The 17,952-nt window shown below is 63.4% G+C and carries 16 protein-coding genes; 6 read left to right on the top strand and 10 right to left on the bottom strand.

From position 1 onward, the window contains the following. Positions 1-185: 185 nt before the first annotated feature. Entirely contained in the window at positions 186-965 is a 780-nt protein-coding gene (locus KZJ38_RS20575) for a DeoR/GlpR family DNA-binding transcription regulator (protein ID WP_219797985.1), read from the bottom strand. 450 nt (positions 966-1,415) lie between these two features. On the opposite strand from KZJ38_RS20575, the gene KZJ38_RS20570 reads away from it, so the two are divergent. Both KZJ38_RS20570 and KZJ38_RS20565 read left to right on the top strand, forming a co-directional pair. Continuing rightward, positions 1,416-2,243, top strand: coding sequence for a ferritin-like domain-containing protein (locus tag KZJ38_RS20570; protein ID WP_219797984.1), 828 nt, complete (start codon positions 1,416-1,418; stop codon positions 2,241-2,243). A 185-nt stretch (positions 2,244-2,428) separates the two neighbouring features. Beyond that, a complete protein-coding gene (locus KZJ38_RS20565) occupies positions 2,429-2,965 on the top strand; it encodes a hypothetical protein (protein WP_219797983.1) in 537 nt (178 codons plus the stop codon). A gap of 203 nt (positions 2,966-3,168) precedes the next feature. Here the strand turns inward: KZJ38_RS20565 and KZJ38_RS20560 are convergent, their stop codons facing one another. The 4 genes from KZJ38_RS20560 to KZJ38_RS20545 form a co-directional block, all read right to left on the bottom strand. Beyond that, positions 3,169-4,854 carry a DEAD/DEAH box helicase gene (locus KZJ38_RS20560; RefSeq protein ID WP_219797982.1) on the bottom strand — a complete coding sequence of 562 codons (1,686 nt, stop codon included), beginning with the start codon at positions 4,852-4,854 and terminating at the stop codon, positions 3,169-3,171. 202 nt (positions 4,855-5,056) lie between these two features. After that, positions 5,057-5,677 (bottom strand): PAQR family membrane homeostasis protein TrhA, encoded by a 621-nt coding sequence (gene trhA / locus KZJ38_RS20555; RefSeq protein ID WP_219797981.1) that lies wholly within the window; start codon positions 5,675-5,677, stop codon positions 5,057-5,059. A gap of 83 nt (positions 5,678-5,760) precedes the next feature. After that, complete coding sequence (locus KZJ38_RS20550) at positions 5,761-7,059, bottom strand: cytochrome c (RefSeq protein ID WP_219797980.1); 1,299 nt, start codon at positions 7,057-7,059, stop codon at positions 5,761-5,763. Positions 7,060-7,080: 21 nt separating this feature from the next. After that, on the bottom strand, positions 7,081-7,812 hold the full coding sequence (locus KZJ38_RS20545) for a c-type cytochrome (RefSeq protein ID WP_219797979.1): 732 nt from the start codon (positions 7,810-7,812) through the stop codon (positions 7,081-7,083). A 617-nt stretch (positions 7,813-8,429) separates the two neighbouring features. On the opposite strand from KZJ38_RS20545, the gene KZJ38_RS20540 reads away from it, so the two are divergent. Next, complete coding sequence (locus tag KZJ38_RS20540; protein ID WP_219797978.1) at positions 8,430-9,359, top strand: CopD family protein; 930 nt, start codon at positions 8,430-8,432, stop codon at positions 9,357-9,359. Positions 9,360-9,406: 47 nt separating this feature from the next. Here KZJ38_RS20540 and KZJ38_RS20535 read toward each other — a convergent pair whose 3' ends face one another. The 3 genes from KZJ38_RS20535 to dgoD form a co-directional block, all read right to left on the bottom strand. Beyond that, the gene (locus tag KZJ38_RS20535) at positions 9,407-9,604 is read right to left on the bottom strand and encodes a YodC family protein (RefSeq protein ID WP_246641572.1); all 198 of its coding nucleotides are present in this window, start codon (positions 9,602-9,604) and stop codon (positions 9,407-9,409) included. A 173-nt stretch (positions 9,605-9,777) separates the two neighbouring features. Then, on the bottom strand, positions 9,778-10,080 hold the full coding sequence (locus KZJ38_RS20530; protein WP_219797977.1) for a hypothetical protein: 303 nt from the start codon (positions 10,078-10,080) through the stop codon (positions 9,778-9,780). A 291-nt stretch (positions 10,081-10,371) separates the two neighbouring features. Beyond that, positions 10,372-11,520: a galactonate dehydratase gene (gene dgoD, locus KZJ38_RS20525; protein WP_219797976.1), complete on the bottom strand. Its 1,149-nt coding sequence runs from the start codon at positions 11,518-11,520 to the stop codon at positions 10,372-10,374. Positions 11,521-11,693: 173 nt separating this feature from the next. Here dgoD and KZJ38_RS20520 point away from each other — a divergent pair, with 173 nt between their 5' ends. After that, entirely contained in the window at positions 11,694-12,374 is a 681-nt protein-coding gene (locus KZJ38_RS20520) for a FadR/GntR family transcriptional regulator (RefSeq protein ID WP_219800513.1), read from the top strand. A 157-nt stretch (positions 12,375-12,531) separates the two neighbouring features. On the opposite strand, the gene KZJ38_RS20515 is transcribed toward KZJ38_RS20520, so the two are convergent. Then, on the bottom strand, positions 12,532-13,440 hold the full coding sequence (locus KZJ38_RS20515; RefSeq protein ID WP_219797975.1) for a LysR family transcriptional regulator: 909 nt from the start codon (positions 13,438-13,440) through the stop codon (positions 12,532-12,534). A gap of 179 nt (positions 13,441-13,619) precedes the next feature. Between KZJ38_RS20515 and KZJ38_RS20510 the strand changes: the two genes are divergently transcribed. Both KZJ38_RS20510 and KZJ38_RS20505 read left to right on the top strand, forming a co-directional pair. Next, entirely contained in the window at positions 13,620-14,711 is a 1,092-nt protein-coding gene (locus tag KZJ38_RS20510) for a tartrate dehydrogenase (RefSeq protein ID WP_219797974.1), read from the top strand. Between the two features lie 189 nt (positions 14,712-14,900). Further along, positions 14,901-16,232, top strand: coding sequence for an MFS transporter (locus KZJ38_RS20505; RefSeq protein WP_219797973.1), 1,332 nt, complete (start codon positions 14,901-14,903; stop codon positions 16,230-16,232). 37 nt (positions 16,233-16,269) lie between these two features. Here the strand turns inward: KZJ38_RS20505 and KZJ38_RS20500 are convergent, their stop codons facing one another. Continuing rightward, positions 16,270-17,721 carry a tetratricopeptide repeat protein gene (locus KZJ38_RS20500; protein WP_219797972.1) on the bottom strand — a complete coding sequence of 484 codons (1,452 nt, stop codon included), beginning with the start codon at positions 17,719-17,721 and terminating at the stop codon, positions 16,270-16,272. Between the last annotated feature and the right edge of the window lie 231 nt (positions 17,722-17,952).

Raw genomic sequence — 17,952 nt, 5'->3', positions numbered from 1 at the left:
GACTTCACGATTTCACTGCAGGTTTCGCGTGCGGCGCAGCATCGTTCGTGCGCATTGCAACATGCGTTCCCGTGCGATTCTGCTATGCGGCATCGCCATTCGGTGCCTTCATTTAGCACGCTATTTCGCGCTTCTGCTCCGCGTTTTTATTCCGCGCTTCTATTCCGCGCTTCTATTCCGCGCTTCTATTCCGCAATAAACACCTGCGTGCCCGCGGCCGCGATCGTCTCGGCCATCGAGGCGGGCGGCGCAGCATCGGTGAAGAGCGAGTCGATCTGGTTCAGATGGCCTTGGCGCACGAGCGCCGGGCGGCCGAACTTCGAATGGTCTGCGGCCAGAAAGACTGTGCGCGAATGCTCGATGATCGCTTCGGCGACGCGCACCTCGCGCGTGTCGAAGTCGCGTAGCGTACCGTCGGTCTCGATGCTCGACGTGCCGATAATCGCGAAGTCCACCTTGAACTGCCGGATGAAATCGATCGCGAGCTCGCCCACGATGCCCTTATCCCACGGCCGCACGATGCCGCCCGTGACGAGCACTTCGCAATCGGGATAGCCGCTCATCATGCTCGCAACGTTCAGATTGTTCGTGATCACATGCAAGCCGCGATGGCGGTTCAGTGCGCGCGCAACTTCTTCGGTCGTCGTGCCGAGGTTGATAAAGAGCGATGCCTGATCGGGAACGTGCGTGGCGACGAGTGCGGCGATGCGCCGCTTCTCGTCGTGGAACATCCGTTGACGCGCGCTGTACGACACGTTCTCCGAACTCGTCGGCAGACTCGCACCGCCGTGATAGCGGCGCAGCAAGTTGATGTCGGCAAGCCAGTTCACGTCGCGCCGGATGGTCTGAGGCGTGACGTCGAAGTGGGCGGCGAGGTCATCCACGGTAACGAAGCCGTCGCGCTGGACCCACTCGAGTAATTCCTGTTGGCGTGCGTTCAGCGTGAGGCGCGGGTCTCGGGTCATAGCTTGTCGTGGGTCCGCGCATGGGCGCGGCGGGCAAGGGTTGGCTTGCGCGTATTGTAAGGCGTCCGCTCGAACTGCCGTCCGCGATGCGCTGCGCCATGCACCGATGTGCGGCGGACGATGTCCCGGTGAGTCTCATGCGCGCTTGTCTTTACCGTTCTTTACAGCGCTAAAACCAAGTGCAGCAAGCACGCGTATTGCGCGTTGCCGCAAAGACAAATTGTTTTGCCCGACGGATTGATTGATCACAGGAACCTGAAGTGTTCCGGCATGGTCTGTGCTGGTGTTCTGCACTTTTGCGAATCTGCGGCTAAGATGAAAGTAAAAATAAATCGTTCACTTCAGGATTTCGTGCATTTTGGGAGAAAAGGCGTAAGACGACCGGTCATCGCGCTCGCGATTTGGGCATGCTTCGTTCAACGAGACGATCCAGTTTAGGGAGCACCACACATGCAGACTAAAACGATCCATGCAATGCCCTGGCGAATCGAAGACATCGACATGAGCCGAATCGATCATCCACGCGCCGTCGCCAACGAGGATCTGCTGCTGCTGCTGTGCGCGGCTTCTTTTATCGAAAGCGGTACAGATCTCTATACAAGCAACCTGAGCAGCTTCTTCAACGACGATCCCGAAGTGTCTGCCTGGCTCAATACCGAATGGGAGCCCGAAGAACTGCAGCATGGCCGCGCGTTGAAGACGTATATCGCGCACGTGTGGCCCGAGTTCGACTGGGACACCGCATTTCGTAATTTCTTTGCAGAGTATTCGAAGACGTGCTCCGTCGAGGAGTTCGAAAAGACGCGCGCGCTCGAAATGGTTGCGCGCTGCGTGGTCGAGACCGGCACGGCAACGCTTTATCGCGCGATTGGTGCATGCTCGGACGAACCGGTGCTAAAGCAGATTACCGACAATATCCGCACCGACGAAGTCCGGCATTACAAGCACTTTTTCACATACTTCAAGAAGTACAACCGCATCGAAGGCAATGGACGGCTCGCGGTGCTCGGCGCGCTCATGCGTCGCGTGATCGAGATCAAGAATGAAGACTCCGAGATCGCACTTCGGCATGTGTTCGCGATCCGCTATCCGGAGCGCGTCGCCGATCCTGCCTATAACAGGGGGCTTTCGGCGCGCGTGAACAAGCTCGTGCGTCGCAACCTCTCCGCCGAAATGTGTGTGAAGATGCTGTTGAAGCCACTCGATCTGCCCGCGAAGATTCAGCCCGGCGTGCACTATCCGCTCGAGAAAATCGCGCAGCATGTGTTCTTTCGCTGAGCGCGGCGGGTAAGCGGATTAGCCGATGTTTCGTGTCGGCGTTGTGCGTTAATAGGCGGCTCGTGTGCCGCCAGCCTGATCGGAATGGCCCGCGTAAGCGGGCCATTTGCTTATGTGGCGTTATGTGGCGTTGTTTCTGTTCGCGTATTTGCACGCATTTTGCACGCATCGACGGAGATTGCTCAATGACCGATTCCGCAGTTCCAAAGCATGCTCAGGACCTCGACATCTTCGACGAATGGCCCGACGGGCTGCGCGCGTTTTTCGACGGCAGTTCGCTCGCGACGAAGATCGGCTTTACGGCGTCGCTCGTCACGAACGATGCAAATGGACATCTGCGCACATCGCTGCTCGGTATCGGCGAACTCTATGTGCCCGATTCGCGCAGGCTGTGCCTTGCATTGTGGCCGCAGGCGCGCGCGGCACGCGCGCTTGCGCAGAACCGGCGAGCGGCGCTCACTTTCGTATTCGACGAAGCGTTCTATCAGGTGCAGCTCGCGTTCGAACCGCTGCCTGTCGTCGAAGGCGCGGAAGAGGAGTTGAAGGCGTTAGGCGGGCTCGTCTGTTTCAGCGGGTCGATCGATACCGGCGAGGCACAGCGCGTGCGCTATGCGCGCATCACGAGCGGCATGACGTTCGAACTCGCCGAAGGCAAGGACGCGACGTTCGAACGCTGGATCGAGCAGGTGGAGTATCTGAAGAAGGCGGCGGCGCAAGCGTAGCGGGGCGGCCTGCGGGCGCGCGGAGCATGCCGCAAGGGCGGCGGCGTGGATCGCGCGTATTCGTGCCTGGCGTTCTGTGGCGTGCTTGCCTTGCTCGTTGCTGCTGCGATTGCGTCGGCGAGTGCGCCGCTCACCGCATTTGAGAACCGCGCGCGCTGTGGTTTTACCCGCAGTCGCGCGCCGTCAACTGAGTCGCCCGAAGCTCAGTCGCCGCGCCGCGTATCGCGCGACGGGTTGCGCCGCTTCGGCGCTGCATCGCTACGCGGCTTGTTGCCGCCAAGCAGCGCACCCGGGTTGCCGCCCTGCTTGCGCTGCGCATGCGCGGCACCGTGTTCGTGCGCGCTCGCGCGCGGCTTTTCATGTGTGCGTGTCGCGTCGTGGCGCGGGCCATCCTTGCGAGCTTGAGCCGGTGCCGCGTGCGCCGCTCTTGCACCTTGCGGTTTGGCCGGCTGCTGCGGATGCGGCTTGCTGCCCGCCTGATGCTGCTGCTTGCGCGGCTCCGCTTGCTGATTCCTTTGCTGCGCCTGTTGCTGCCCACCAGCCGGCCTACTACCCGTACTACCCGCGCGCTGCTGCGCAGCGCCCGCACCGTCACGCTTTTGCGAGGGCTTCTGCGCCCTTGTCGCCGAACCGCGTCCGGCACCTGCCTCACGCGGCTCACGCGGCGGCCGCGCACCGCCGCCGCCGCCACCCTGGCCACGCCGCTGGATCGGCTCGGGCCGCGCATTCGGGTCGGGCTCGAAACCCGCGATCACTTCCTGCGGCACCGCACGCTTGATCAGCTTCTCGATGTCCTTCAGCAGCTGCAATTCATCGACGCACACGAGCGACACCGCTTCGCCCGTCGCGCCCGCGCGGCCCGTACGGCCGATCCGGTGCACGTAGTCTTCGGGGACGTTGGGCAGATCGAAGTTGACCACGTGCGGCAGCTGGTCGATATCGATACCGCGCGCGGCGATATCGGTCGCGACGAGCACCTGCAGGGTAGCGTCCTTGAATTCGCTCAACGCGCGCGTGCGCGCCGACTGGCTCTTGTTGCCGTGAATCGCGAGCGCGCTGATGCCGTCCTTCGTCAGCTGCTCCGCGAGCCGGTTCGCACCGTGCTTCGTGCGCGTGAAGACGAGCACCTGAAACCAGTTGTGCTGCTTGATCAGATGCGTGAGCATCTCGCGCTTGCGGTCGCGGTCGACCGGGTGCACCTTTTGCGCGACCGTCTCGGCCGTCGTATTGCGGCGCGCCACTTCGATCAGCGCCGGCGAGTTGAGCAGGCTGTCGGCCAGCGCCTTGATCTCGTCGGAGAAGGTCGCGGAGAACAACAGGTTCTGGCGCTTCGCCGGCAGCTTCGCGAGCACACGCTTGATGTCGTGAATGAAGCCCATGTCGAGCATGCGATCGGCTTCGTCGAGCACGAGAATCTCGAGGCGCGAGAGGTCGATCGTCTTCTGCTGCATGTGATCGAGCAGGCGCCCCGGCGTCGCGACCACGATATCGACACCGCGCTTGAGCGCGTCGATCTGCGGATTGATGCCGACGCCGCCGAACATCACGGTCGACTTCACCTTCACGTATTTGCTATACGCGCGCACGCTTTCCTCGACCTGCGCAGCGAGTTCGCGCGTGGGCGTGAGGATCAGCGCGCGCACCACGCGCTTCGCACTCGCCGCAGCCGCCGAATGTGCCGCGGCCGCCGCGCCCGTGGAAAGCCGTTGCAGGATCGGCAGCGTGAAGCCGGCGGTCTTGCCAGTGCCCGTCTGCGCACCGGCAAGCAGGTCGCCGCCGTTCAGCACGGCGGGAATCGCTTGTAACTGGATCGGAGTAGGAGACGTGTAGCCGAGTTCTTGAACAGCGCGGACCAACGGTTCGGACAAGCCGAGAGAATCAAAAGACATAAGCTCTTCGTAATGCGGATGTGGCGAACGGTGGTAACACTGACCGGTTCATTCAGCGGGCTCTTCCTGCAACCCGGCCGACGCCGTTCGCGAAAAAATCGGCGGCACGCACGTTGCATGCCGAATGCTTCAACGCGCTAAGCAGACACGTCGACTGGCGTTAAGTTGCATCTATCGTCATATATCACAGCGGCAACCGCCGTTACGCGACATAGCGCGCGACGCTGACGAATTGGCACAGACTGCCGGCGAGCACGAACAGGTGCCAGATACCATGTCCGTGCCGGATGCGCTCGTCGTTGACGAAGAAATAGATGCCGGCGCTGTAAATGACGCCGCCCGCGACGAGCCATGCGGTGCCCGCAGCCGGCAGTGCTTCGATAAGCGGCTCGATTGCGACGAGCCCAAGCCACCCCATCAGCACATACAGCACCATCGATACGCTGCGAGTGCGCCTTCCGAGCGTGAGTTCCTGCATGATGCCGAGCGCCGCAAGCCCCCAGACGACACCAAATAGCGACCAGCCCCACGGCCCGCGCAGTGTAACAAGCGTGAACGGGGTATAGCTGCCGGCGATCATCAGGTAAATCGCGGAATGATCGCATTTCTGCAGCACGCTCTTCACGTGCGGCGCACGCACGCTATGGTAGAGCGTCGAGATTGCGTACAACACGAACAGCATTGCGCCATACACGCTAAAGCTGATCAGCTTGTACGCATCGCCGTCGAGGGCGCCGAGCGTGACGAGCGCCGCAAGCCCCACCGCCGACAGCAACGCGCCGACGAGATGGGTGATGCAGTTCAGACGCTCGCCGATTGGCACGGCGTTTCTCCCCGAACGACCAAAAACAAAGGGCGCGGCCCGCGTTTCTTCCGATGGCCGCGCCCTGCTACCTCTTGCGTCGCTTAGTCGAGCGGCGCCGAACGCAGTTCGCTGACCTGTTGCGGCGACACCGGCGTGCCGTGGTTACCCCATGACATCCGGATGTACGTCACAACCGCAGCCACTTCCTGATTTGACAATGCTTGCGCGAACGGCGGCATGCCGTACGGCTTCGGATTGCCGCCCGTGCTCGGCGGATAACCGCCATTCAGGACCATACGGATCGGATTGACCGCCGACGGCATCTGGATGGACTGGTTGTTCGCGAGCGGCGGGAACGACGGCGGCATGCCGAGACCGTTTTCCGCGTGACACTTCGCACAATTGTCAGCGTAGATCTTCTGGCCTTGCTTCAACAGTTCGCTACCGAACTGTTGGCTCGTTTCCAGCTGCAGATGCTCAGGCGCTTCGTCCTTCTGCGGGATGGTTTTCAGGTACGTCGACATCGCGTGGATATCGTCGTCCGACATGTACTGCAGGCTGTTGTGCACGACTTCGGCCATCGGGCCGAACACGGCGCCGCGCTCCGACACGCCGGTCTTCAGCAGGCTGGAGATTTCCTTGATGTCCCAGTCGCCGAGGCCCGCTTCCTTGTTCGACGTCAGCGACGGCGCGTACCAGTTCTGCAGCGGAATCAGACCGCCCGCGAACGCCGCCGAATTCACCGGGCCGCCCATTGCGTTGATCGAGGTGTGGCACATGCCGCAGTGACCGAGGCCTTCGATCAGGTACGCGCCGCGGTTCCATTCGACCGACTTGGTCGGGTCCGGCTTGTACTCGCCTTCGCGGAAGAACAGCGTGCGCCAGCCGATCAGCAGGTTGCGGTTGTTGAACGGAAACTTCAGTTCGTGCGGACGGCTCGGCTCATGAACCGGCGGGATCGAGCGCAGATACGCGTAGATCGCATCCGAGTCGGCGCGCGAGACCTTCGTGTAGCTCGTGAACGGGAAGGCCGGATACAGCAGGCTGCCGTCCTTCGAACGGCCCGTGTGCATCGCGCGGAAGAAGTCGTCCGACGACCACTTGCCGAGGCCGTACTGGTCGTCCGGCGTGATGTTCGGCGTAAACAGCGTGCCGAACGGCGTGGCCATCGGCAGGCCGCCGGCGAAGATCTTGCCGCCGCGCACCGTGTGGCACGCGATACAGTCGCCGGCGCGGGCGAGATACTCGCCCTTCTTGATCAGCTCGGCCTGGTCGGCCGGCGTGGCCGCCATCGCGGCGCCGTTGTGCAGGTTGTCGCTGCCCGACCAGAGGACCGGAACGAGCGCGGCGGCTGCAACAATCACGACAGCCGAGAGGGCGAACAGGGACTTGCGTTTCATTTGATGGTCTCTCCCGGTGCCTTATTGCGGTTCGCTGCCGCAGGCAAGCGGAGTCTTCAACGAGTTGGCCGGAGCCGGCACAGGGTTTTGCGGGGCCTGCTGCGTGGCGAGCCAGGAGGCGACGGCGTTCACGTCGTCGTCGGTAAGACGCGTGGCGATGGTGTGCATGCAGTCAGGCTCGATCGCGTGACGCGTGCCCGAACGCCAGGCGCCGAGCTGCGCGCTGATGTAGTCCGAGTGCAGACCGACGAGACCGGGGATGGCCGGTTCCATGCCGGTGAGCGCCTTGCCGTGGCAGGCCGCGCAGGCCGGGATCTGCTTGCCCGGGTCGCCGTTCAGCACGATCTGGCGACCGCGCGCGAGCGTTGCGTCGGAGACGTTCGGCTTGTTGGGCGGCGGATACGGCGGGCGTTGCTGCGAGAAGTACGTGGCGATCTGATGCAGGTAGTCGTCGGAGAGGTACGTGACGAGGTAGTTCATCGGCGGGTACTTGCGGCGCCCTTCGCGGAAGTTCTTCAGCTGGTTGTACAGGTAGTCCGCCGGTTTGCCCGCGAGGCGCGGGAAGTAATCGTTGTCGGTGCCCTGGCCATGCGTGCCGTGACATGCCGTGCAGCCCTGCACGCGCGCTTCCATCGTATCGGGGGCTTTGGGCTGAGTCTGCGCTTTCGCAGCGCTATAGACGCCTGCACTGCCAATCAACAGAAGCGCGAGCAGCGGGCGGAAAATGCGTCTTGAAGACACGCGTAACTCCATGAAATCGGGGACCTGACCGAGCTTCGAGCTGGCTCGGTATAAAGACAACTCACAGACAACTGAACTACCTCTGGCGGCAGCGGGCGCTGCGGCGACGCAGCATTCTATCATCGATGATTGATGGTGACTATTTGCCACATAGGCTGAAGTTCACGTGCGATGGTGCTATGCGACAGTTTGACGCAACGCTCATGGACGATGGTTCGCACGCCTGTGTCGCGCTTACGAGTCCCGTTACGAGTCCCCGAAGTGTCCATCAAATACGCGTGCCGTGTCGGCGAACCGCGCAATGCCGCGTGTCAAGGCCTCGGCAGCAGGCAAGGCTTCCTTTAAGATGGCACGTTTCCGCCGCGATCTCGCTACGCCCGTCATGCGCCAGGCTCGGAGCGCGGCCCGATTTGCCTCGATGTACTCAACCCGCCCACCCCAAGCCTCGATCCTTTCAATCCGCCTTTGATGAAGCCATTCGCCGTCGCATGCCTGTTTGACCCGCGCGCCGCTGTCGCCTGCGATACCGTCGCGCTGACCGTCTCGACCCGTAGCTCAGTTCGCACCGTAGTTTGCGCCTCACTGCGCAACTCAGTTGGCACCGCAGTTGGCAACTCAAGCGGCCTCGTATGACCATGAGCGGACTCTGGATCGGGCAGGTCGCCCTCGCCGCGCTGATGAACGTGGCGTTTGCCTTTGCGGTCGGCGCGGCGCTGCTTGCCGCGTGGCTCGCTAAAGATGCGCAGGCCAAGGTCGCGCCCGCGCGGCCCGCGTGGTTGCGTGCGCAACGGTCGATGCAGACCGCGGCGATCGTGCTCGTGCTCGCCGATCTCGGCTGGCTGCTGTACGCGTCAGCATCGATGGGCGGCGTGAGTCTGCCGGCGGCGCTCGGCGTCGTGCCGACCGTGCTCGCGCAGACGCATGCGGGCTATGCGTGGGCGGTCGCGTTCGGCGGCGCGGTACTGTTGCTGCTGACGTCGCTGGCGAGCCACGCCGGCGCATTGCGCAACGCGCTGCTGTGGCTCGCGGTGATCGCGGTCGCGGCGGGCAAGGCGTCGCTCGGTCACGCGGCCGATGCGGGGACCCTCTCGCCGGCGGTCGGCTTGCAGACGCTGCATGTGCTGGCCGGGACCGTGTGGGGCGGTCTTGTCCTCGCGGCGGGGCTGGCGGTGTTGCCGGCGCTCGGCGCATCGGTGGCGCGCGGCGTGCTGATTCGCACGGCGACGCAGGTGTCGAACATGTCGTTCGCGGCGGTTGTGTTCGTGCTGCTAACGGGCATCTTCAACGCGGTGCGCGGCTCGGGCGGAACCTTCGCCGCGATCGAGCACACCACGTGGGGCCATGTGTTGACGTTGAAGCTCGCGCTGGTTGCGCTCGCATTGGTGCTGGGCGGGTTGAACCGTTTTTCCGCGTTGCCGAGACTGCGTCGCACGGCGTCGACAATGGACGCGCACACGTTTGCGAATCTGCTTCATCTCGAAGCGCTACTGATAATCGGCGTTTTCGCGGCGGCGGCAGCGCTTGCCGATAGCGTGCCGGGGTTTATCTCGCTGGGCTAGGCCGTGGGCGTTCGCATCAGTAGCGAATCAGCCGCGCCAGATGTGTTTCACGCGTGAGCCACGGGTTCGAGCGTCGCGGCGTCGAACATCCCTTGCTGCGGCTTGCCCGAAGCGTCGAACCATTCGCAGATGAGCCAGATGCCCGGCGCGAACGCGACCGGGCCGACCCAGGTGGCCGTCATCGGGCGGCCACCCGACTTCAGCGTAAAGACATCCCCGGTTTGATACGGCGTAGTGTGCGGCACGATATCTCCTTGTTGTTCTTTCGTGTGACGTCGTTGCTGTTGTTGCACCTGCCCGTTGTTACCCTTGTTGGTACTCCTGCTGTTGCACCTGCGGCTGCAAGCGACTGCTGCACGTAACCGCGGCACGCAACCGTGGCACGTAACCGTGGCACGTAACCGCGGCGCGCAAAAACCTATTCGAAGCCGAGCCGATGACCGAGAATCGGTGCGCAAAAAAGCGCGATGGCGCAGCCGGCGGCCTTGCCTTCGAGTTCGGCGGACGCGGCAGAAGCGTTATACACGTGCAGGAGCAGATCGAATAGCTGCGGGATGCAATACAGAACCGCAGCGCCCACGAAGCAACGTTCCACAATTGATATGCGCCAGCCGCGCTCATACGCAACAGCCGCGAAAATCACGCGCAGCACGCCGAACAGAACGAGCGCGCCGACGGCCGCCTGCTGGCGAATCAGATAGTCGGGAAGGAATTCGGTCATGGCTCACGATCGCTGAAAAGTCGTCTTGCAGACCATTCAGCAAAAGCTAAGCCAGAATGCTCGCGCGTCTCGCGAGCGTGCCGCAAAGCATTGTGCGGCAAGGCATCGGTAAAGCATGACCGTTGCTCGGACGCACGCGTTACGCCGCGTGTGACGGCCGGCGCGCCAGAAACGTAACGTCCGCGAAACATCGCGCGAAAAAGCGCGCGCGTCGCGTTGCACGAATGAAAACGCCGCCGGTCGATTCACTCCACCGGCGGCGCTTCGATCACTGCACTGGGTCTCTCGTGCTTACCACTCGGCGACGCTGCCGTCTGTGTGGCGCCACACCGGGTTGCGCCAGCGGTGGCCGACCTTCGCCATCTCGCGCACCTTCTCTTCGTTCACTTCGATGCCGAGGCCCGGGCCTTGCGGAATCGACACATAGCCGCCTTCGTACTTGAAGACCTCGGGGTTCTTGATGTAATCGAGCAGGTCGTTGCCCTGGTTGTAGTGAATGCCAAGGCTCTGCTCCTGGATAAACGCGTTGTAGCTGACCGCATCGATCTGCAGGCACGTGGCAAGCGCGATCGGGCCGAGCGGGCAGTGCAGCGCGAGCGCGACGTCATAGGCTTCGGCCATCGAAGCGATCTTGCGGCATTCGGTGATACCGCCCGCGTGCGACGCATCCGGCTGGATGATGTCGACGTAGCCGCCTGCGAGGATGTGCTTGAAGTCCCAGCGCGAGTAGAGACGCTCGCCGAGCGCGATCGGCGTGCTCGTCTGGTTGACGATATCGCGCAGCGCTTCGACGTTTTCGGACAGCACCGGCTCTTCGATAAACAGCAGCTTGAACGGATCGAGTTCTTTTGCAAGCACCTTCGCCATCGGCTTATGCACGCGGCCGTGGAAGTCCACGCCGATGCCGACGTTCGGGCCCACGGCCTCGCGCACCGCGCGTACGTTGTCGATCACGCCTTGAACCTTGTCGAAGGTGTCGATGATCTGCAGCTCTTCGGAGCCGTTCATCTTGACGGCCTTGAAGCCGCGCTCGACGACCGCGCGCGCGTTGTTCGCAACGTCGCTCGGCCGGTCGCCGCCGATCCACGAATACACCTTGATCTTGTCGCGCACCTGACCGCCGAGCAGCGTATGCACAGGCACGCCGTGGAACTTGCCCTTGATGTCCCACAGCGCCTGGTCGACGCCGGCGATCGCGCTCATCGTGATCGGGCCGCCGCGGTAGAAGCCCGCGCGATACATGACCTGCCAGTGGTCTTCAATCAGGCGCGGGTCTTTGCCGATCAGATAGTCGGACAGCTCGTCGACGGCCGTGGCGACCGTATGCGCGCGCCCTTCGACAACCGGCTCACCCCAGCCGACGATGCCTTCGTCGGTTTCGATCTTCACGAAGCACCAGCGTGGCGGGACGATGAAGGTTTCGATGCGGGTGATTTTCATGACGCGTCTCCTGTAAGTCGCTTGAATCAGGCGTGAATCGAGGCCGAAGGGCTGGGGAGCCACATGCTACAACAGAATCGCGTTTAAATACTATTAATAGTATTATTTGGGACGCTTACCGGGGGAGCTTACTTGAGCTCGCGTCCCGCCCGCGACCGCCCACATGGAGAGAAATCATTCAGCGAGACCTGCACGGCCGCGTCGCACATCAGCTTGCGACGGCCATCCTGCGCGGCGACTATCCGCCCGAATCGATCCTGCCGCGCGAGGCCGAATTAATGGAGGCGTTCGGCGTCAGCCGCACCGTGCTGCGCGAAGCGCTGCGCACGCTGACGTCGAAGGGACTCGTCGAATCGCGGCCGCGTGTCGGCACGCGCGTGCGGCAAAAGGATGCGTGGAACCTGCTCGACGTCGACGTGCTCGACTGGTACTCGCGCGTCGCGCCACCGGTGGACTTCGCGCTGAAGCTGCAGGAAATGCGCGAGATGATCGAACCGTACGCAGCGGGGCTCGCGGCTGCGTCGCGCAGCGAGGCGTCGTTTGCGGCGCTCGATGCCGCGCACGCGGCGATGGTCGCGGCGCGCAACGTCGACGAATGGGTGCGTGCGGACCTCGAGTTTCATCTGAGCGTGCTGGCGGCCTGCGGCAACGAGTTGCTGATTCCGCTCGGCACGCTGATCGAGCGCACGCTTGAAGCGCAGCTACGGCTCAACGCGAAGCGCGCCGATGTGTTTAACGCGTCGCTTGCCGAACATACGGCCGTGTTCGAAGCGATCCGCGATCGCGATATGCTGCGTGCGCGCGATGCGATGGCTGGGTTGCTTGGCGTGACGCGCGGGCGGATCGAAGCGTGATACTGAAGCGTGATGCGCGGGGCAATGCGTAAATGCGCTGGTTACATGCTACTCACCACGCGCCCGTTTACGCGCGCAACACACGCGCAACACGCGTGCGCGACGTTCGCATGCGACGCCGTCACGATTCGCGAGCAGCAATACCTGCGCACCGCATTCACTCGCCCAATTCCGCCGTCAAAAACTCGATAAACACACGTACGCGCGCGGACATCTGATGCAGCGGCGAATACACCGCGAAGATATCGGCATCGGGCGTTCGGTATTCAGGCAGCACCGGCACGAGCGCGCCGCTTTCCAGATAGTCGACGATATCCCACTCCGCGCGCATCAGAATGCCGTGGCCTTCGAGCGCCCACTTCACCGCGATCTCACCGTCGTTGGTCGTGAGGTTGCCGCGCACGCGCACGGTCGCGGTTTTCTGTGCCGCGGCGCGTCCGCTCGTCAAACGCCAGATGCCATAACCATCGTCGCCCTGACGGATACCGATGCAGTTGTGCTGCGCGAGATCGGCAGGCGTCTTCGGCATCTTGTGATGCTTGAAATACGCGGGCGCCGCGCATAACAGGCGACGGTTCGGCGCGATGCGTCGGGCGATCACGCGCGCATCGGGCGGCTCGCCGAAGCGGATGCAGACGTCGTAGGTGTCGCTGCTGATCGGCGGCGGGTCGACCGATAGCTGTAACTGCACGTCGACTTCCGGATAGCGCTGCACGAAACGTGAAATGACCGGCGCCACGTGGCTGCGTCCGAAGCCGAGCGTCGCATTCACGCGCAACAAGCCCTTCGGCGCAGCACGTGCGCCGCCGAGCACCTGCGCGAGTTCATCCATCTCGCCGAGAATGCGCCGCGCGTGCGTCAGATAGATCTCGCCTTCCGCGGTGAGACTCATGCGGCGCGTTGTGCGATTGACGAGCGCGACACCCGCGCGCGATTCCATCTGCGCGAGGTGCTTGCTGACCGCCGCCGTGGTAATGCCGAGTTCGCGCGCGGTCGCGGTCAGGCTGCCGCGCCCCGCAAGCACGGAGAAAAACGCGAGGTCTTCCGGTTGCACCGAAGCGCCCATTTCGCCGCCTATTCTTAACCTGCAGTTAAAGGTGGTTTAAGTCTAGCAGCGCGTGCACCGCACGTCGATTTCTTACTATCGACTCATCCCTTCACTGGGCCTCTACCAGGCCTTCACCAGCGCAGCCCACGCGAAGCGTGCGCGCCTTTCACCGAACATTTCTCAGGAGCCACCTCAGCATGAAGACCTATCGCATTGCGACGATTCCCGGCGACGGCATTGGCAAGGAAGTGGTACCCGCCGGTCAGCAGGTTCTCGAAGTGCTGGCTGCACGCAGCGACAAATTCCGCTTCGAGTTCGAAGACTTCGACTGGGGCGGCGACTATTACCGTCAGCACGGCGTGATGATGCCGGCCGACGGCCTCGACGCGCTGCGCAACAAGGACGCCATTCTGTTCGGCTCGGCCGGCGACCCGCATATTCCCGATCACATCACGCTATGGGGCCTGCGTCTGAAAATCTGCCAAGGCTTCGATCAATACGCGAACGTGCGACCGACGCGCATCCTGCCCGGCATCGACGCGCCGCTCAAGCGCTGCAAGCCGGCCGATCTCGATTGGGTGATCGTGCGTGAAAACTCCGAGGGCGAGTACGCGGGCATCGGCGGCCGTGCGCACCAGGGTCATCCGATCGAAGTCGCAACGGATGTATCGATGATGACGCGCGCCGGTGTCGAACGCGTGCTGCGTTTCGCGTTCCGGCTCGCGCAATCGCGCCCGCGCAAGCTCCTGACGGTGATCACGAAGAGCAACGCGCAGCGTCATGCGATGGTGATGTGGGACGAGATCGCCGTGCAGGTCTCGCGCGAATTCCCCGATGTGAAGTGGGACAAGGAACTCGTCGACGCGGCGACCGCGCGCATGGTGAACCGTCCCGCGTCGCTCGACACGATCGTCGCGACGAATCTGCATGCGGACATTCTGAGCGACCTCGCCGCCGCGCTCGCCGGCAGCCTCGGCATTGCGCCGACCGCGAACCTCGATCCGGAGCGCCGCTATCCGTCGATGTTCGAGCCGATTCACGGCTCGGCGTTCGACATCATGGGCAAGGGTCTCGCGAATCCGGTCGGCACGTTCTGGTCGGTCGTGATGATGCTCGAGCACTTCGGCGAAACGGATGCCGCGAAGCTCGTGATGAACGCGATCGAGCACGTGACCGCGAACCCGTCGCTGCATACGGGCGACCTCGGCGGCAACGCAACGACCGTGCAGGTCACCGAGGCCGTGTGCAAACACATCGCGGCCAATACGCGCGCGGCCGTCGCAGCCTGAGCACGGCGCGGGAGCGGCGCGCCGCAAAAACGGCGCCCGCCTGTCCGCGCGATTGAGCACAAGCGCCGGCTGCAATCGATCATGCAACGCAGCCGGCATCCCCGTATCTGAAGGAGCACTTCCACCCCGAAACAAAAACAATCGCGCCGGACCCAACGAGGCCACGGCGCGGCCGACCGGAGACAAGGCATGGCCGATCTGCAAACACGCGAGTTAGAGGCTCGCGATCTACAGGCACGCGTGGTGCGCAAGCTCACGTGGCGCATCCTGCCGTTCGTGATGCTGCTTTATTTCGTCAGCTTTCTCGATCGCGTGAACGTCGGCTTCGCCGCGCTTTCGATGAACAAGGCAATCGGTCTCACGCCGACGATGTTCGGCCTCGGCGGCGGCATCTTCTTTCTCGGTTACTTCCTGTGCGAAGTGCCTTCGAACCTGATCCTGAACAAGGTCGGCGCGCGCATCTGGATCGCGCGGGTGATGATCACCTGGGGGCTCGTATCGGCCGCGTCCGCGTTTGTCACCGGACCGACGTCGTTCTACGTATTGCGCTTTCTGCTCGGCGTCGCCGAAGCGGGCTTCTTTCCCGGCATCATTCTGTATCTGAGCCAGTGGTTTCCCGCACGGCAGCGCGCGGTGGCAGCCGCGGCATTCATGGCCGCGGCGCCGCTCTCGAGCGCGCTCGGCTCGCCGATTTCCGGCGCGTTGATGGAACTGCCGACCATGGGCGGCCTCGCGAACTGGCAGTGGCTTTTCATTATCGAAGCGGTGCCGGCCGTGCTGCTTGGTTTCGCGGTGCTGAAGGTGCTGATCGACAAGCCCGCGCAGGCGCCGTGGCTCGCGCCCGATGAGCGCGAGTGGCTAGTCGGCACGCTGCGCGAAGAAGAACGCGAGCGCGGCCGACATGCGGGCCACACCGCGGGCGCCATGCGCGCGCTTGCGGACCCGCGCGTACTCGTGATGGCGCTGATCTACTTCGGCACGTCGGCGGGTCTCTACACGCTCGGCCTGTGGGCGCCGCAGATCATCCGGCAGTTCGGCTTCAGCGCCTTCGGCACCGGCATGCTGAACGCAATTCCGAATGTGCTCGCGGTGCTCGGCATGGTGCTGTGGGCGCGTCACTCGGACCGCAAGGGCGAGCGGGCGTGGCATGTGATCATTCCGTGCGTTGCCGCGGGGCTCGGCCTCGCGTTCGCGGGGATGTCACAGACGGTCGTCGAGGTCGTGCTCGCGCTGATTATCGTGAACGTGGGCATCAGCGCAGCGAAGGCGCCGCTGTGGGCGATGCCGGCTACGTTCCTGTCCGGCGCGGGCGCCGCGGCCGGCATCGCGATGATCAACTCGATCGGCAATCTCGGCGGCTTCGTCGGTCCGTTCCTGATCGGGTGGCTCAAGACGCTGACAGGCGGCTATGCGGCAGGCCTTTACGTGGTGGCCGCATTCGTCACGCTATCCGCGGTGCTGACGCTGATGATGAGCCGTCGTGGCGAACGCGCGCAGGCGGTGACGGAATCGGGGCTGTAGTGGCGGTTGTAGCGTGCGTGTAGCGCTGAAGCGCTGGCTACTTCCTGCGCGTGCGCGCCGCCTGCATGTGCTCGAACGCCTCGACGATCCGCTCGACGAACGCGTTCTTGTGCGCCAGCATCCCGTCGGACGTCTCGCGATGCACGAGCATCGTCGCATTCGCTTCGAACACGAGCACGCGTCCGTCGTCGAGCAGCGTGTAGTCGACGCCCGCGTAGTCGAGATCGAGCTTTTCACCGATCGCCTCGAGCGCGCGCATCGCGCGCTCGCCGAGCGCCGTGCGCGGGTCTTCGAGAAAGCGGCGTTCCTCTTCGAGCTTCCATGCGTGCGACGTCATCTCCGCGGAGAAGTAGTGGACCATCCATTCGGAGCCGATCGCAAGATGGTACGGAAACGGCTTGCGATCGATAAAGATGCTCCGGTACTTGCGGAAGTGACCATCCGCGCTGCGGTAATTGCGGAACATCGTCAGGTAGCACGGCGCGTTGAGGGCCTCTACATCGGGCCATAGCGTATCGATCGACCGGTGCAGCGAGACGCCTTCGCCGCCGTGTTTCGCGAGCGGCCGCAGCAGCAGCGGAAAACCGACGCGGCCCTGATCGATCTGCGTGGCGAGCTCGTCGCGCGAGATGGGCGGCCGATCGATGCGCATGCACGGCGCGGTCAGCACATCGTCGATATCGGCCAGCAACTCGGGCAGCACATGACGCTGCGTCCGCATGACCGCCGCGGGGCGGTTCAGCAGCGGACGTCCGCAGCGGCGCGCGAACGACTCGAGGCGTTTCTCCAGCGGTTGCGCGACGTCCGGTTCGCCGATCGCATTGAACACGAGGTCGTAACGCGGCAGCTGAAAATCTTCGACTTCGTTGGCACAGTCGATGGCGTATTTGATGCGGTGGCTGGTCTGCACCGGCAGCAACGTGTCGAACGGCACATTGCCCGACGTGCGGCCCGCGCACAGAATCAGCACGCGACGCGGCGCACGATCCGCGGCTTCGACGAACACGCGCTGCAAGATGTAGGCGCGCGTGCGGTGCTGCTGCGCATCTTGCGGACGATCGAGCGCGTCGAGCACCGCCGCAAGATTTTGATGCGCGATCGCGAGGTCCGGCTCTATCGCGAGCGTGTGTTCGAACCAGTGCAGCGCAGCCGCATGGTCGCCTCGCATGTAATACGAGGTCGCGAGATTGTAGAGCGGCAACGCCGAGCGCATGTCGGCGATTGCATCGGCGCTCGCACCGGCCGCGGTGGCCGACGCGATAATCGCGTTCGACGTTTCCACCGCGATTCGATGCGCGAGGTAGCCCGTTTCGTTGCCGGCATCGCGCAACGAGTCGGCGAGGGCGGCGTGCAAGCCGGTGTTCAGCGGATCGTCATCGAGCGCGGCGCTGAGTATCGCGATCGTTTTCTCGATGCCTGAATCCTTGCGCGCCGATGGTTCGGTGGTGCGTCCATCTTCACCGTCGGCGGGTTGCGCGGAATGCGCCATATCGATCCTTCGGAATACGGTTGAAACAGCGATTACGGCGAGGCTGCCTGTTTGCGTGCTTGACTGTATTTCATTGATAAGCCGGTTGTAATAAACCGTGCAGGCAAGCCTTGCAGCGTGCATCACCTTATGGCGTACGCATCCTGCAGGCTCGACCGAACAAGCGGGAAATCGGCCCTTTGTTCCCGCATTTGCTAAAGAGCGGCCGTTGGTATTGTGGCTACCGTCCAT

This window comes from Paraburkholderia edwinii (assembly GCF_019428685.1).
In the GTDB taxonomy this organism is placed as follows: domain Bacteria; phylum Pseudomonadota; class Gammaproteobacteria; order Burkholderiales; family Burkholderiaceae; genus Paraburkholderia; species Paraburkholderia edwinii.
The sequence above is the reverse complement of the archived record's forward strand: the minus strand, read 5'-3'. Positions and strand labels throughout refer to the sequence as shown.